Below are 14819 nucleotides of genomic sequence, written 5' to 3'. Positions count from 1 at the left end.
GACTCTCCTTCTCTGATCGACGACAGGAGTCAGCCACGATGCCGAGAATCGGAGGAGCTCTCAACTCCACGACGCCATTTCCAGGGGTTTCCCACCGGTCGTTCAGGGCTCAGGGAAGCAGCCCCGCGCGACGCGCCCGGGTGACCGCCGCGTGCCGCGTCGAGGCGTCGAGCTTCGACATCGCCGAGGCCAGGTACGACTTCACGGTGGTCTCTCGGAGCGACAGGGATGCCGCGATCTCGCCGTTGGTCGACCCGACGGCCGCGCACGCGAGCACGTCGATCTCGCGCCGCGACAGGTGCACGTCGCTGTCGACGGCGGCGGCCGGGGCGTCACCGGTGAGAGCGGCCAAACGCCCCTCGATGTCCTCCAGCCGGCGCCGCACCTCGTCGTCGCCGATGGTCGCCGCGATGCTCCGCAGCTGCGCGTAGCTCTCGCGGATCTCCTCCCGCGCCCCCGCGCTCATCCCGCCCTCGGGCGTCGGCTGGGTGGCCAGGCGTCGCTCGACCTCCGCGCGCACGCGCAGTTCGGTGCCGAGCTCCCCGGCCACGTCGAACGCCGGTCGGGCCTCGACCTCGCCGACGGGCGCCTGCGCCCAAGAGCCGCAGTACAGCACGCCGCGCGCCGTCCCGCTCACCAGCACCGGCACCGCGAACAGGGTGGCGATCCCCTCGCCGAGGATCGCGCGGTCGTAGTCGTGGGTGATGGAGCGCGAGGTGCGGTAGTCCAGGGTCATGCGGGGCCGCCGCTCCACCAGAGCCCGGCCCCCGAGTCCGCGCGTGGCGTGCACGACGAGGCCCTCGATGCTGCGGGTGCGCGCGCCGACGATGGTCGACACGTGCACGGCGCCATCGTGCTCGAGGCCCCCGAACGCCACAGGGAAGTGGGTGCGACGGGCGAGTTCGGTGACGGCGTGCGACACGAGCGTCGCATCGTCTCGAAGTGTGGACGGTGCTCCCACGCACTACCTACTTCCGGGGGTGACGGCTTCGTCGCCGCGTTTCGTAGCGTCGACCCTACCACCGGGGAAGCGCCAGCCGACCCGGACTTTTCCCCCGATCGGCGCAGCGTTGCGCCGCACTCATGAGGCAAGGAGGCCACATGACGGACCGTCGCATCGACGAGGCCCCACAGGGCGGAGTCGACTACATCGCGGTCGAGGAGTCCGCCCCGTTCCGCGAGCTGAAGCGGCGGCAACGCAGCTTCGTGTTCCCGCTCGCGGTGGCGTTCCTCGTCTGGTATTTCGCCTACGTGCTGCTGTCGTCGTTCGCCCCCGAGTTCATGGCCCAGCCGGTGTCGGGCGCGATCACGGTCGGGCTGCTGCTCGGCCTCGGCCAGTTCGTGACCACGTTCGCGATCACCATGGGCTACGTCGCCTACGCCAACCGCCGACTCGATCCGGGGGCCGAAGCCCTGCGCCTCGAACTCGAGCGCACCGAGGGGAGCCGTCCGTGAACGTCGTGCCCGCCTCCCTGGACGCCGCCGTGCAGACGGTGGAGAACAACCCGGTGCTGAACATCTCGATCTTCGGCGCGTTCGTGGCCGTGACGCTGTTCATCGTCATCCGGGCCAGCCGCAACAGCAAGACCGCCGCCGACTACTACGCGGCCGGACGCTCGTTCACCGGGCCGCAGAACGGCTTTGCGATCGCGGGCGACTACCTCTCGGCCGCGTCGTTCCTCGGCATCGTGGGCGCCATCGCCATCAACGGTTACGACGGCTTCCTCTACTCGATCGGTTTCCTCGTCGCCTGGCTCGTGGCCCTCCTGCTGGTCGCCGAGCTCATGCGCAACACCGGCAAGTTCACGATGGCCGACGTGTTGTCGTTCCGCCTCAAGGAGCGCCCCGTGCGCATGGCCGCGGCGATCACGACCCTGGCGGTGTGCTTCTTCTACCTGCTCGCGCAGATGGCCGGCGCCGGCGGGCTGGTCTCTCTGCTGCTGGGCATCACCGAGCGCGTCGGGCAGTCGATCGTCGTCGCGGTGGTCGGCATCCTGATGATCGTGTACGTGCTCATCGGCGGAATGAAGGGCACGACCTGGGTGCAGATCGTCAAGGCCTTCCTGCTCATCGGCGGCGCCGTCGTCATGACCGTGTGGGTGCTCGCGATCAACGGATTCAACCTCAACACGCTCCTCGAGAGCGCCGTGGCCGCCTCGCCCAAGGGCGATGCCGTGCTCGCCCCGGGCCTGCAGTACGGCAAGAACCCGTGGGACTTCATCTCGCTCGCCCTGGCACTCGTGCTCGGCACCGCGGGCCTGCCGCACGTGCTCATGCGCTTCTACACGGTGCCGACCGCCAAGGAGGCCCGGCGCTCGGTGGTCTGGGCCATCTGGCTGATCGGTCTGTTCTACATCCTCACCCTCGTGCTCGGTTACGGTGCCGGCGCCCTCGTGGGCGAGGAAGCCATCCTCGGTGCCCCCGGCGGCGTCAACGCCGCAGCCCCGCTGCTCGCGCTCGCCCTCGGCGGACCCCTGCTGCTCGGCTTCATCTCGGCGGTGGCCTTCGCGACGATCCTCGCGGTCGTGGCCGGTCTCACCATCACGGCCGCCGCGTCTTTCGCCCACGACATCTACGCCAACGTCGTGAAGAAGGGCGACGTGCCGCCCGACGGCGAGGTCAAGGTGGCCCGCCGCACGGTGATCGTGATCGGCATCCTGGCGATCCTCGGCGGCATCGGCGTGCAGGGACAGAACGTGGCATTCCTCGTGGCGCTGGCCTTCGCGGTCGCGGCGTCGGCGAACCTGCCGACGATCCTGTTCTCGCTCTTCTGGCGCCGGTTCACCACGCGCGGCGCGGTGTGGAGCATGTACGGCGGTCTCGGTTCGGCCCTCGTGCTGATCTTCCTGTCGCCGGTGTTCTGGGGCACGCCCACCAGCGTGTTCGTGAACACGGGGGTCGCCATCTGGCCGCTGAACAACCCCGGCATCGTGTCGATCCCGCTCGGGTTCTTCCTCGGCTGGCTCGGCTCGGTCACGTCGCGCACCGCGGAGGACCGCCGCAAGGCGGCCGAGATGGACGTGCGATCGCTCACGGGCTTCGGGGCCGAGAAGGCCACGAACCACTGAGGCCCCGGCGCCCGGTCTCCGCCGTCGCGGGGCCGGGCGCCGTCGCGTCCGCCCGAGGACCCGGGCGAACCCGGCGCCTGCCCTTCAGGCCGAGCTACGCACCCGTTCGCCCATGACGACCTCGCTCTCGAGAGAGAGCAGGTACTCCTTCACCTCGCGATGACCGCCGTACTCACCGATCGAGCCGTCGGCGCGCACGACGCGGTGCACGGGCACCACGATCGAGAACGGACTCGACGCACAGGCCGTGCCGACGGCGCGGGCTGCTCGCGGATTGTCGGCCATGACGGCGACCTCGCCGTAGGACGCCACTTCGCCGTAGGGGATCGCGCAGCTCGCCTCGAGTGCAGCGCGCGTGAACCCGCGCACGAGACGCCAGTCCAGTGCCACCGTGAACGAGCGTCGCTCGCCGGCGAAGTACTCCTCGAGCTCGGCGACCAGGGGCTCTCCCGGCCCCGGATCGGGCTCGGGCACGACGCCCAGACGCCGCGCGATGTCGGCGCGGGCGAGGTCGATCCCGTCGTGCGCGACGTCGAGGCGCACGAGGGACTCGTCGATGAAAGTCAGCAGGATCGGGCCCAGAGGACCTTCGAAGACGGTGCTCGTGACGGTGTTCATGCCCTCATCCTCGTCGTGCGATCGTGGCGCCGTGGGGAGGGGGCGTGTGACCGGGGAGAATGCGTCGAAACCGCCGCCTGGGGAGGAAGAGCCGGTGACGCGGCGTGTCGCCGATGTCGCGAAACTCGCGCCCGCTGCGCACGATCCCGAGCCGCCCGGCTTAGTCTGACAGGTGTGTGGCGAGCTGAGGACGGTACCGTGATCGGTGCCGACGGAGACGATTCGATGTCGTCCGTCGATCCGGGCGAGCTGCGATTGTCGGAACCCGGCATCGTGGTCCGCCACGTCGCCGACCCCGAACGTGATCGCATCCGCGCGGAGGCGGCGGCGCTGGGCGGGCGCTCGACGCTGCTGCGCTTCGACGACGCGCGCGACGCCGGCATCGACATCACCAAAGCCCACCCCGGCTCGCTCCCGCAGTTCATCACGGGCCGCGCGACGATGCTCTCCAACCTCTTCCGCGACGAGGTGGCGCTGCGCACGGCACGCCTGGCCGCCGATCGCATCACCGCCAAGAACGTCGAGCTGCGCACCGCGCGCGGCCTCGAGCCGGTGCACCTGGCCGTGGGCCTCGCCGCGTGGAAGATCGGGGGAGTGGAGTGGTCCGCCCCGGTCCTGCTGCGCCCTCTCGCCATCCGGCGCCACCACGGCGACTTCGAGCTGAAGCTGCACGGCGCGTTCGTGATGAACCCCGAGCTGGCCCGCGCGTTCCGCACACACCTCGGCATCCAGATCGACAGCGCCGCCCTGGCGGGCCTCGCGTACGACCAGGGCGTCTTCAAGCCGCAGCCCGTGATCGACCACATCCGCCGCCTGACCACGCACGTGCCCACCTTCGTGGTGCACCCGCGGCTGGTCATCTCCTCCTTCGCCGACGTGGGCTCGGGCATGGCCCGCGACACGCAAGACCTCGAAGACCCGCTGCTGAACGCGCTCGCCGGCCACCCCGACGACCGCGCGCGTGTCACGGTGCGCCGCGGCGAGCCGGTCATGGTCAGCCCCGACGAGCGCACCCCCGCCGCCGACACCCTCCTTCTCGACGCCGACGCCGAGCAGGAACGCGTGCTCGCCCGCATTTCGGCGGGTCACTCGCTCGCGGTGCACACGCTTCCCGGTACGGGCGGCACGCAGACCGTCATCAACGCGATCGGCCAGCTCGTCCACGACAACAAGCGGGTGCTCGTGGTGAGCGCACGCCGGTCGACGCTCGACGGCATCCGTCACCGCCTCGCCGGTGTCGGTCTCACCGGCCTCGCCGTGTCGCCGAGCCACGTGCGCCGCGACCTCATCCGCGCGATCGGCCGCAACGAGAAGGCCGAGCAGCCCAAGGTCACCGAGATCGACGACGCGCTGGTGCGACTGCGCACCGTGCTGCGCGACTACCGCTCGGCCGTGACCGAACCGCACCTGGCCCTGGGCGTCTCGGCGCTCGACGTGCTGCGCGCGCTGACGTCGCTGGCATCCACTTCTCCGCCGCCCTCGACCGAGGCGCGGTTCGACCTCGCCACCCTCGAGCGGCTCGCCGGTCGCCGCGACGCCGCGGCGCGCGCCCTCGCGACGGCCGCGCGGCTGGGGGAGTTCCGTTTCGGTCCCGACGACTCGCCCTGGTACGGAGTCAGCTTCACGCGTACGGAAGACGCCCGTGCCGCGCACGACCTCGCCGGCAAGCTCCACGCGAACGACGTGCCCCGCCTGCTCGAGCGCGGGTACGAGCTGATCGCGCAGACGCGCATGCGACCGTTCCAGACCGTGTCGGAGCTGGGGGCCTACCTCAAGCTCCTGCAGGGCGTGCGCGAGTCGCTCGACCGCTTCAGCCCCAGCGTGTTCGAACGCCCCATCGGCGAGCTGATCGACGCGCACTCGCCGCGTCGCGACGCCTCGGCCATGAGCGGACCGAACCGCCGCCGCCTCAAACGTCTGTCGAAGGAGTACGTGCGCCCCGGCGTGCACGTGCCCGACATGTACGAGGCGCTCATGCGCATCCAGCAGCAGCGCACCGAGTGGCACCGTCTCGTCGAGGCGGGCGTCGCCCCCGAGGTCCCGCTGGGCCTGGCCGACGTGCACGTGGCCTGGCAGCGCACCGACGCGCTGCTCGGCGAACTCGACCAGATCCTCGGCCGCCAGGGCTCCGAGCGCCTCGCCACGCTGCCGGTTCAGCGTCTCGTGCGCACGCTCGCCGGCCTCGCCGCCGAATCCACGTTCTTCGACAACCTGGTCGAGCGCGCGCAACTCCGGTCCGAGCTCGCGCGTCTGGGCCTCGAGCAGCTGCTCGTCGAGCTCTCCGTGCGCCATGTGCCCGAGGAACGCGTCGGCGCCGAGCTCGAGTTCGCCTGGTGGCAGTCGGCCCTCGAGCACCTGCTGCGCACCGACCGCGCCCTGCTCGGAGCCAACACGAGCGTCGTCGACCGCCTCGAGCGCGACTTCCGGCTCGTCGACGAGGCGCACGCCGCCGCGGCGGGCCCCCTGCTCGCCGCCCAGCTCGCCACGCAGTGGCGCATCGGCATCGTCGACCACGCCGACGAGGCCGCCGCCCTCAAGCGCGCGCTGAAAGACGGTCTGCACACGGCGACCGAGATCTCGGATGCCGCGCCCACGCTGCTGCGCACGCTCGCGCCCGTATGGCTCGCGTCGCCGTACGAGGTTCCCGACGTACCGCACGATCTGGCGTTCGACGTCGTGATCATCGCGGATGCCGCCGCCCTCTGTCTCGCCGAGGCCACGCCGGCGCTGCGCCGCGCACGCCAGGTGGTGCTGTTCGGCGACCCGGTCGTGCAGAAGCCCACGCCCTTCCGCGTGAGCGCTTCGATCGCGCCGGTCGCCGACGAGGCCGACGAAGTGGCGTTCGACGACACGTCGGTGTTCGAGCGCATCGCCGAACTCCTCCCCGTCGAGACCCTCACCCGCAGCTACCGCGCGGGCGGAGAAGACCTCTCGCAGCTGGTGAACGACGCGTTCTACGGCGGCGAGATCGTGTCGCTGCCCTGGGCCGGTTCGTACCTGGGCCGCGGCAGCCTGAGCGTCGATTACGTCGAGGGGGGCGTCGGCGCCCCCGACCCCGTCAGCGGCGCCGTCGAGAGCCCCGACGCCGAGGTGGCCCGCGTGGTCACGCTCGTCGTCGAGCACGCCGTGAACCGCGCGTCCGAGTCCCTCATGGTCGTCACCGCGAGCCGCAAGCACGCCGAGCGCGTGCGGGTGTCGGTCGTGGCGGCGCTGGCGGGCCGGTCCGACGTGGCCGAGTTCGTCTCGAGGGATGCCGCAGAGCCCTTCGCCGTGCTGACCCTCGAGGAGTCGGTGGCCGAGAGCCGTGACCGCGTGGTGTTCTCGCTGGGCTTCGGTCTCACACGACACGGCCGGGTGCTGAGCGACTTCGGCGACCTGTCCACCCCCGACGGCGAGCGACTGCTCACGGTCGGCATGACCCGCGCGCGCCGGTCGATGGTCATCGTGTCGTCGATCCGCCCCTCGGCGTTCGACGACGGCAGGCTCGAGCACGGCGCGGCGACCCTCATGGGCATCCTCGGCAACGTCGCAGCCCGCGGTCGCGAGAGCCGCCTGGAAGACCTCGCCGATCCCCTCACCCGCGCCCTCGCCCGCGAGCTGCGCGTGCTCGGCGTCGAGGTCGACGTCGATTACCGGGGCCTCCTGCCGCTCGTCGCCCGGTACAAGGGCAAGGCCGTCGTCGCCGAGAGCGACCCCGAGACGATCGGCGAGTCGCTGCGCGAGACACTGCGGCTGCGCCCGCAGATCCTGCGCCGCCTCGGCTGGCACTACGTGCGCGTGCACGCCTTCGACCTGTACAGCGACCCCGCCGGTGTCGCGGCACGCATCGCGGAGCTGCTGGGAGTGGCTCCCGACGACGCGGCGGCGCCCGACTCGACGACCGAGCCCCTCGACCTGCCGGGCTGATCCTCGATGCACGACACCCCGGATGCCACCGACCCCGGTGCCGGCCGCGGCGCGGGTACCGCGCGCCAGCCGGTCGTCCGCGTCCGCGGCGCCCGGCGTGCCCGGTTGCTCCCTGCACCGGGGACGACGGCCGAACCGGCGCCGGCCGACGACCCCGCCCGGGGCGCGACGCCGGCTCCGGCGGCATCCGGACCCAATGACGAGCGCATGCGCCGCGAGGTCCCCCCGCACTACTGACGTGGCCCGTCGTCCCAGGGGGCATGTCGAGACCCGCGGGTCGCAGATGCACGCGGCGTCAGCGGGAGACGACGAACGGCGCCCGCTCGCGGACGGCCCGTAGGCTCGTCCCGCGCTGCGGGCGCCGTTCTCCGGCCGTGAGCGGGGGAGACCCGCCCGCGGCCGTCACGCCTTGTTCTGACGCTCCAGCAGATCGCGGATCTGCACGAGCAGCTCCTGCTCCGTGGGGAGCTTGGGCTCCTCGGATGCCGCCTCGTTCACACCCGCGCGGGCGGCGGCGCGAGCCTTCCAGCGGTTCATCGGGAAGACGAACACGAAGTAGACGATGGCGGCCACGGCGAGGAAGTTGATGATCGCCACGACGATCGACCCGAATTCGAACGTCGATTGCCCGCCCAGCAGGGTCGGGACCGTGACGTTCAGGTCGCTGAGGTCGCCCACCTGGAAGAGGAAGCCGATCAACGGGTTGATCAGCCCCTGCACCATCGCGTTCACGATCGCCGTGAACGCCGCCCCGATGACGACGGCGACCGCGAGGTCGATGACGTTGCCGCGGAGGATGAACTCCTTGAATCCCTTGATCATGCGCTGGCTCCCCTTCTGCCGCGCCGACCCGGGACTCAGGAGGGACTCAGGAGGCCGAGGAGGGGGCGGACGTCTTCGTTTCCGACTTCGATGATGTCGAAGAACCGGCGGAGTCGCCAGCGCTTGCGCCCGAGGACGATCCGCGGGAGTCGGTGCGGTAGAAGCCGGAGCCGTTGAACGTCACGCCGATCGACCCGTACTGCTTGCGCACCTCGCCGCCACACTCGGGGCACTCGGTGAGGGCGGCGTCCGCGAAGGACTGCACGGCGTCGAAGCGGTGGCCGCACTGCTTGCAGGCATAGGAGTAGGTAGGCATCGGGTTCCTTCGGTGGTCAGGCGGTGGGGGCGACGATCGGGAGCGTGCGCGTGGGGGTGACCACGCCCGTGACGGACTGGTCGTGCACGTCGCGCGGCACCTCGTCGACGAATTCGGAGTCGAAGATGACGGCGTACACCGGCGGGCACTTCTCCATGGAGCCGAGCGTCTTGTCGAAGTAACCGCGTCCCCAGCCCAGGCGCATGCCGTGCTGATCGACGGCGGCGGCCGGGATGACGAGCAGATCCACGTCGTTCACGGCGATGGGCCCGAGCACGTCTCCCACGGGTTCGGGCAGGCCGAACAGTCCCTCGGCGATCTCGGTCTCGGGGGTGGCCACGCTCCAGTCGAGCAGTCCGTCCTCCCGCGTGATCGGCAGCAGCACGCGGATGCCGCGCGCGACGGCGCCCGCGACGAAGGCGTGGGTTCCCGGTTCGGTGGGGGTCGACAGGAAGCACGAGATGCTCCGCGCCCCCAGGCGTTCGACGAGAGCGTCGAGCTGTTCTTTGACGCCCGCCTCGGCGACATCCCGCGTGTGCGCGGAGATCGTCTGGCGGCGTTCGCGCAGATCGGCGCGCAGCGCGCGCTTGGCCTGCTCGATGCGATCCGGCATGCCCGTCAGTCTACGTGCGAGCGTCATACCGGCGCTGTCGCCGGTTCCCGCTAGGGTATGGCCATGCCTCACAAGCCCTTCAAAGCCGTCATTCCGGCTGCCGGACTCGGCACGCGCTTCCTCCCCGCCACGAAGGCCATGCCCAAGGAGATGCTGCCGGTCGTCGACAAGCCCGCCATCCAGTACGTGGTGGAAGAGGCCACCGCTGCCGGAATCAGCGACGTGCTCATCATCATCGGCCGCAACAAGAACAACATCGCCAACCACTTCGACTCGATGCCCGAGCTCGAGAGCAAGCTGCGCGAGAAGGGCGACCACGACAAGCTCGCCAAGGTCGAGCACTCGTCCGACCTCGCCGACGTGCACATGGTGCGCCAGGGCGAGCCCAAGGGCCTCGGTCACGCGGTGCTGCGCGCGCGCAGCCACGTCGGCGACCACCCCTTCGCCGTCCTCCTCGGCGACGACCTGATCGATGAGCGCGACCCCCTGCTCACGCAGATGATGTCGGAGTACGACAAGCGCAACGCCACGATCATCGCCCTCATGGAGGTCGACCCCGAGCACATCCACCTCTACGGTGTCGCCGCGGTCGAGCCGACCGAGGATGACGGCGTGGTCAAGGTCACGCAGCTCGTCGAGAAGCCCAAGGCCGAAGACGCCCCCTCGAACCTCGCGATCATCGGTCGCTACGTGCTCGGCCCCGACGTGTTCGACATCCTCGAGCGCACCGAGCCGGGCAAGGGCGGCGAGATCCAGCTGACCGATGCACTCGAAGAGCTCGCCACGGGCGGCGGCGAAGGCGGCGGCGTGTACGGCGTGGTCTTCCGCGGCCGCCGCTACGACACCGGCGACCGCGTCGACTACATCAAGGCCATCGTGCAGCTCGCGGCCGACCGCGACGACCTGGGTCCGGCCCTGCGTCCGTGGTTCAAGGAGTTCGCGCAGGGTCTCTGACCCGGCCGGGTGGTATGGACCTCTCCGTCCCGAGACGGCACGGCGACATCTCGATCCGTCTCATCCGCAACCGCGATGCGCGCGTCCTCCAGCAGCAGCTGATCGACAACCGCTCCTGGTTGCGCCGGTGGGAGGCCACCAGCCCCGACGGCCCCGTGTCGTTCGACATGCGGCTCGGCATCCGTCGCCTTCTGCAGCAGTACCGTGACGGCCTCGGCGTCCCCTTCGTGATGGCGTGGGACGACGAGGTCGCCGGGCAGCTCAACGTGTGGGGCGTCTCGCGCGGTTCCCTCGCCTCGGCCACCATCGGCTACTGGGTGGCCGAGGAGTTCGCGGGGCGCAACATCACGACCGTGAGCGTCGCGATGGCGACCGACGTGTGCTTCACCGATCTCAACCTGCACCGCGTCGAGATCTGCATCCGTCCCGAGAACCACGCGAGCCTGCGCGTCGTCGAGAAGCTCGGCTTCCGCTACGAGGGGCTGCGGCGCAAGTACATCCACATCGACGGCGACTGGCGCGACCACTACGCGTTCGCGCTGGTGCGCGAGGAGGTCCCGCACGGCGTGCTCGACCGGTGGGCGCGCGGCCAGGTGCCGCCCGATGCGGCGCGCATCCCCCCGTCCGACCGCCTCTGAGCACTTTCGTCCTCCCGCCGAGGTCTGGGATGCCGGAGTCTCGGCACGACACGCGGGAGGATGCCGAGGTGTGATCTCTCGGTGACCTACCTTTATCCCATGGGTGGCCAGGTGCTGAGCGGCGGGGTGATCGTCTTCGTGGCGGTCGCGCTGTGGTTGGTCTATCTCCTGCCGTCATGGCAGAGCCGGCACCGGTTCACCTCCGCCGAGCGCAACGCCGTCCGTCTCAACCAGGCGCTGCGTGTGCTGGCCGAGACCGCCGAGACGCCGCGTGAAGTACACCTCGAGCTCACCACCCGGACCGCGCACCAGCAGCAGAAGCTCGCGCGTCAGGTGCAGGCGCACAAAGCGCAGACCGAGTTGGCCGCCGCCAAGGCCCGGCTCGAGGTCGCGCGCGTCGAGAGCGCTCGTGATCGCGACGTCGTGAAGGAGCAGCGCGCGGCGGCGATCGAGCTCGCTCGTGCCGAGCGTGCCGCCGCCGTCGAGGTCGCGCGCGCCGAGCGCGCCGCGGCGCTGGAGAAGACGCGTGCCGAGCGTGCGGAGGCCGTGGAGCGCGCACGGGCCGAGCAGGCGGCCGCGGTCGCCGCTCCTGCCGCTCGTCGCGCCCGCGCGCGCCGCCGGTTCCGCCTGGTCGTGTCGACGGTGGCGTTGGCGGGACTCATCACGGCCGTCGTCGGAGCCGCGCAGATCGTCACGGGGGCAGCGCCCATCCTCCTGATCGCCGGCGTGAGCGTCGTCGCGGCCTCCCTGCTGATGCTGCGCCGCCTGTCGCTCGTGGCCGCGCGTACGTCGGCGCGCCCCGTCGAGGTCGCCGTGCGTCGACAGGTGGCCGCCGAGGTGCAGGACGTCTCGCTCGTGCCCGAGCCGCGGCCGACGTGGACCCCGCGCGAGCTGCCCCGTCCGCTCGTCGCCTCGGTCGGCTCCCGCGCCGCCGCCGTCGTCGACGAGCAGCTGGCCCGCGAGGCGCTGCGTGCCGCCGCGCGCGAAGAGGCCGCTCGCGAGATCGCCGCCGAGCAGGCTCCCACCCCGATCGAGACCGCGCGTCCCGCCGCGTCCACCCCCTCGCCGTACGCGGCGATGGGCTACGTGGACGACACCGAGATCGAGGATCACGTGCGTCGTCTGCTGGATCGCCGCGCGTCGGGGGAGTAGACCTCTCCTCGGCCGGCGCCGGGTCGCGTCGGCGCGGCCCTCTGCTTCGTCGAAGGGGCAGACGATGACGTGGTCGTGCCGTCCATTCGGCGTCGCCGGGGCGTGGAGGGGTGGCCCGAGGGGTGTGCGTCCGATGTCTCACCGCCCCGCCCGCGGCGCGCCCGGGGTACGACCCGCGTCAGGTAACGCGTGGGCGTCGTGATAGTGTTGTCGAGGTTTCCGGGCCTGTGGCGCAGTTGGTAGCGCGCCTCGTTCGCATCGAGGAGGTCAGGGGTTCGAATCCCCTCAGGTCCACCGAGCAGACGGCCGATCGGACATGAGAAATCATGTCTGATCGGCCGTTTTTGCTTCCCTGTGCGTACCGATCCGGCAGCGACCTCTTTGGTTTGGACGATCTTGCGAAGCGCGGTCGAATGAGGGTTTGTCCACTGAACTGGGTTTTTTCGACCCCCTGGCTTTGGATCCCGCCTGGTGTCTACGGGTACGTCTCACGGTATCGGTACATCACTCGGCGCCCGCTCGTGGGACACCCGCCAGAAAAGATCGTTTAAGGCAACCTCGTCATCGATCGCGACCAGGCATAAGACACCTGACTACCGATCCACCGAAACCCCCGGTCGAAGCGTTTTCGGCATGGCTCACGAACTTGGATACGCGGTGGGACGGGATCGGCCCATCCCGGACGCAAGCGGGTCAGGTTGGACTGGTGGTCGTCACCTCGATTTGTAATCGTCCTGTGCCCGTTCCCGAAGCAGCTGCTCCTGGGCCATCGCGATGATGATGCGCGCGATCTGGTCCGGCTCGACATCCCGATGGAGCTCGGAGAAGACGGTCATCCGTCGTCGCGGTGTCGGCGATCGGCGTGCGGTGGCGGAGGGCAACGACGGGGCTGAGAGGTGACCGGGTTGGCCTGCCGTCCTTCGTGGCGCCGAGAGCTTGGCGAAGGTTCGATACGCGAGCCCCGCCCGTCCGATGAGGTTTGCGTCGCGTTTGATGGCCCCGTGTCTCGCGCTAGGTAAGTCGGTACTGCGCAGTAGGACGTCAAAGAGGTAGAACGCACGCAGCGCTTCCTGCTGCTCGCCGGTGAGGTGCGCAAGAAGCGGGCCGCCGTTCTCTCAGTCTGCCTGCAGTGCGGCTCGGCGGTTGCGGTAGTCGGTGTTGTTGATCCTTGGCATCTGCCATTGTCCCGCCCGCCGGCGTGCGCTCGAAGTCTTGCCTACCGAGACGTGAGCGTGGGCCGTAATTCGCCGGCGGTTGCCAGTACCTAGTCGCATCCTCGGCCACCCGTTGGCACGGGTGCGGAAGGTCTGATGGCCGGAGCGTCTCCTCCACCGGAACGACGGCCTGGTGTCGCTCCCAAGATAGTGCCGCGCCGAATGCTGCGTGGCGCATAGGTTCAGCCTGCTCGATAGAGTGCAGTCCAGGTAATCGTCGGGGTGCTAACTCTTTGCCCCACTCGCACGACTACTCCTCGAAGGAGCACACTATGCAACGGAGCAAGCTGACGCCGGATAGGAACATTCGACGATGACGACGCCGAACCTTGGTGCGCTCTACCTCGAGCACAGGGAGAAATTGATCCGAGTTGCTGCAGCGGTGCTGCGACAGATCGGGTTGCATGATGGAGCCCAGGACGTGGTGCAGCAGGTGTTCGTCGAACTGCAGCAGAAACCGCCGATGGGACACGTCAACTCGTGGGAAGCGTTGCTCGTGCAGCGCACGAAACAGCGCGCCATTGACCACGGACGTAAACAGCACGCCGACCAGAGGGGGCCTTCGTTCGACGATGACTTCGATCTCCATGACCCTACAGCTGAGGAAGCCATCGAGCGTGCGGACACCGCCATCGACATCGCTGCCCGCAGAGGTGAGCTGATGGACGCGATGAGTCAGTTGAACGACAACGAGAGATATGTGCTCACGCGACAGGAGTACGACGAAGCGAGTCGAACAGAGCTTGCCGATGAGCTCGGCGTGACGCCTCCTCGAATCAGCCAGATACGTAAGTCCGCGCTGGAGAAGCTCCGCGCGCTCATGGAGAAAGAGTGATGTCGTGAACGAGCAGCAGAAAGCTGAGCTCCTGGAACGGCTCATCGGGAACCCACCCCACCGGGGTCTTATTCTGGAGCAGGCCGGCGCCACAGCCTCGGAGCGGGAAGAACTTCTCCTACTTGCCCGCACTGCGGATGCCGTATGGGTCGCGAATCTGGAGATCCCCCCACTGGAGGAAGACCCGATTGCGGCGATGCTGGGTGTCGCCCCGACCCCGGGATTGACCCTCGACCCAGCGGGGTTCAAGGCCGCCCGGGTGAGATCGAAGTTGAGCGTCAGCGGTCTGCGGGACTACCTCGCAGGACGCGGGTGGGGGGTCACCGGCCCACAGGTCGCCAGTTGGCAGACACGGACCGGTATAGAGCTTTCCCCGGCTCTGCTGGAGGACATTGGTGCCGCCTTGTCGACATCGCCTGATGCGTTTACTGTCAGGCAAGGCGGCAATACGCCGTCTCTGTACACGACCCTGCGTGCGACAGACTGGTTTGACGCGCTTGTGGACCAATGGCGCCAGATGCGGAGTGTTGCCAGGTCTGTTGCCGAAGCTCAACTGCTGAGTCGCGCGGGCGCCACAGTGCATCGCGGGGAGGAACCGGACCTAGAGCAGGTGCATGAGCTTCTCGCCCACCTGGTGTCGCCAGGGGACGACCACCCGCCCATGCCATGAATGTCGCGCAGGC

The 14819-nt window shown here is 69.6% G+C and carries 15 protein-coding genes and 1 tRNA gene; 10 read left to right on the top strand and 6 right to left on the bottom strand.

Annotated features, from left to right (window positions below):
- Positions 1–109 precede the first annotated feature (109 nt).
- Complete coding sequence (locus tag ACK4LS_RS06020; protein WP_409714662.1) at positions 110–961, bottom strand: response regulator transcription factor; 852 nt, start codon at positions 959–961, stop codon at positions 110–112.
- 140 nt (positions 962–1101) lie between these two features.
- On the opposite strand from ACK4LS_RS06020, the gene ACK4LS_RS06015 reads away from it, so the two are divergent.
- Positions 1102–1455 carry a DUF485 domain-containing protein gene (locus tag ACK4LS_RS06015; protein WP_409714659.1) on the top strand — a complete coding sequence of 118 codons (354 nt, stop codon included), beginning with the start codon at positions 1102–1104 and terminating at the stop codon, positions 1453–1455.
- Positions 1452–3068 carry a cation acetate symporter gene (locus ACK4LS_RS06010; protein WP_409714656.1) on the top strand — a complete coding sequence of 539 codons (1617 nt, stop codon included), beginning with the start codon at positions 1452–1454 and terminating at the stop codon, positions 3066–3068. Before ACK4LS_RS06015 ends, ACK4LS_RS06010 begins: the two co-directional genes overlap by 4 nt.
- A gap of 84 nt (positions 3069–3152) precedes the next feature.
- Here the strand turns inward: ACK4LS_RS06010 and ACK4LS_RS06005 are convergent, their stop codons facing one another.
- The gene (locus ACK4LS_RS06005) at positions 3153–3686 is read right to left on the bottom strand and encodes a methylated-DNA--[protein]-cysteine S-methyltransferase (protein WP_409714653.1); all 534 of its coding nucleotides are present in this window, start codon (positions 3684–3686) and stop codon (positions 3153–3155) included.
- 225 nt (positions 3687–3911) lie between these two features.
- Here ACK4LS_RS06005 and ACK4LS_RS06000 point away from each other — a divergent pair, with 225 nt between their 5' ends.
- Positions 3912–7592, top strand: a complete 3681-nt coding sequence (locus ACK4LS_RS06000; RefSeq protein WP_409714738.1) for an AAA family ATPase — start codon at positions 3912–3914, stop codon at positions 7590–7592.
- 6 nt (positions 7593–7598) lie between these two features.
- Entirely contained in the window at positions 7599–7829 is a 231-nt protein-coding gene (locus tag ACK4LS_RS05995) for a hypothetical protein (RefSeq protein WP_409714650.1), read from the top strand.
- 165 nt (positions 7830–7994) lie between these two features.
- On the opposite strand, the gene mscL is transcribed toward ACK4LS_RS05995, so the two are convergent.
- The 3 genes from mscL to ACK4LS_RS05980 are packed head-to-tail and all read right to left on the bottom strand — an operon-like array spanning position 7995 to position 9343.
- Entirely contained in the window at positions 7995–8414 is a 420-nt protein-coding gene (gene mscL, locus ACK4LS_RS05990; protein WP_409714647.1) for a large conductance mechanosensitive channel protein MscL, read from the bottom strand.
- A gap of 46 nt (positions 8415–8460) precedes the next feature.
- A complete protein-coding gene (locus ACK4LS_RS05985) occupies positions 8461–8730 on the bottom strand; it encodes an FmdB family zinc ribbon protein (RefSeq protein ID WP_409714644.1) in 270 nt (89 codons plus the stop codon).
- Positions 8731–8746: 16 nt separating this feature from the next.
- Positions 8747–9343, bottom strand: coding sequence for a 5-formyltetrahydrofolate cyclo-ligase (locus tag ACK4LS_RS05980; protein ID WP_409714641.1), 597 nt, complete (start codon positions 9341–9343; stop codon positions 8747–8749).
- A 63-nt stretch (positions 9344–9406) separates the two neighbouring features.
- Between ACK4LS_RS05980 and galU the strand changes: the two genes are divergently transcribed.
- The 4 genes from galU (at position 9407) to ACK4LS_RS05960 (ending at position 12381) form a co-directional block, all read left to right on the top strand.
- Positions 9407–10297: a UTP--glucose-1-phosphate uridylyltransferase GalU gene (galU, locus tag ACK4LS_RS05975; RefSeq protein WP_409714638.1), complete on the top strand. Its 891-nt coding sequence runs from the start codon at positions 9407–9409 to the stop codon at positions 10295–10297.
- A 14-nt stretch (positions 10298–10311) separates the two neighbouring features.
- Positions 10312–10935 carry a GNAT family N-acetyltransferase gene (locus tag ACK4LS_RS05970; protein ID WP_409714635.1) on the top strand — a complete coding sequence of 208 codons (624 nt, stop codon included), beginning with the start codon at positions 10312–10314 and terminating at the stop codon, positions 10933–10935.
- Between the two features lie 81 nt (positions 10936–11016).
- Positions 11017–12087: a large exoprotein gene (locus ACK4LS_RS05965; protein ID WP_409714633.1), complete on the top strand. Its 1071-nt coding sequence runs from the start codon at positions 11017–11019 to the stop codon at positions 12085–12087.
- A gap of 221 nt (positions 12088–12308) precedes the next feature.
- Positions 12309–12381, top strand: a tRNA-Ala gene (locus tag ACK4LS_RS05960).
- Positions 12382–12800: 419 nt separating this feature from the next.
- On the opposite strand, the gene ACK4LS_RS05955 is transcribed toward ACK4LS_RS05960, so the two are convergent.
- A complete protein-coding gene (locus tag ACK4LS_RS05955) occupies positions 12801–12923 on the bottom strand; it encodes a hypothetical protein (RefSeq protein WP_409714630.1) in 123 nt (40 codons plus the stop codon).
- A 691-nt stretch (positions 12924–13614) separates the two neighbouring features.
- Here ACK4LS_RS05955 and ACK4LS_RS05950 point away from each other — a divergent pair.
- Complete coding sequence (locus ACK4LS_RS05950) at positions 13615–14136, top strand: sigma-70 family RNA polymerase sigma factor (protein WP_409714627.1); 522 nt, start codon at positions 13615–13617, stop codon at positions 14134–14136.
- A 4-nt stretch (positions 14137–14140) separates the two neighbouring features.
- A complete protein-coding gene (locus ACK4LS_RS05945) occupies positions 14141–14806 on the top strand; it encodes a hypothetical protein (protein WP_409714624.1) in 666 nt (221 codons plus the stop codon).
- Positions 14807–14819 lie beyond the last annotated feature (13 nt).

This window comes from Microbacterium sp., from assembly GCF_046295495.1.
Classification (GTDB): Bacteria; Actinomycetota; Actinomycetes; order Actinomycetales; family Microbacteriaceae; genus Microbacterium.
This window is presented reverse-complemented; position numbering and strand designations above follow the sequence as displayed.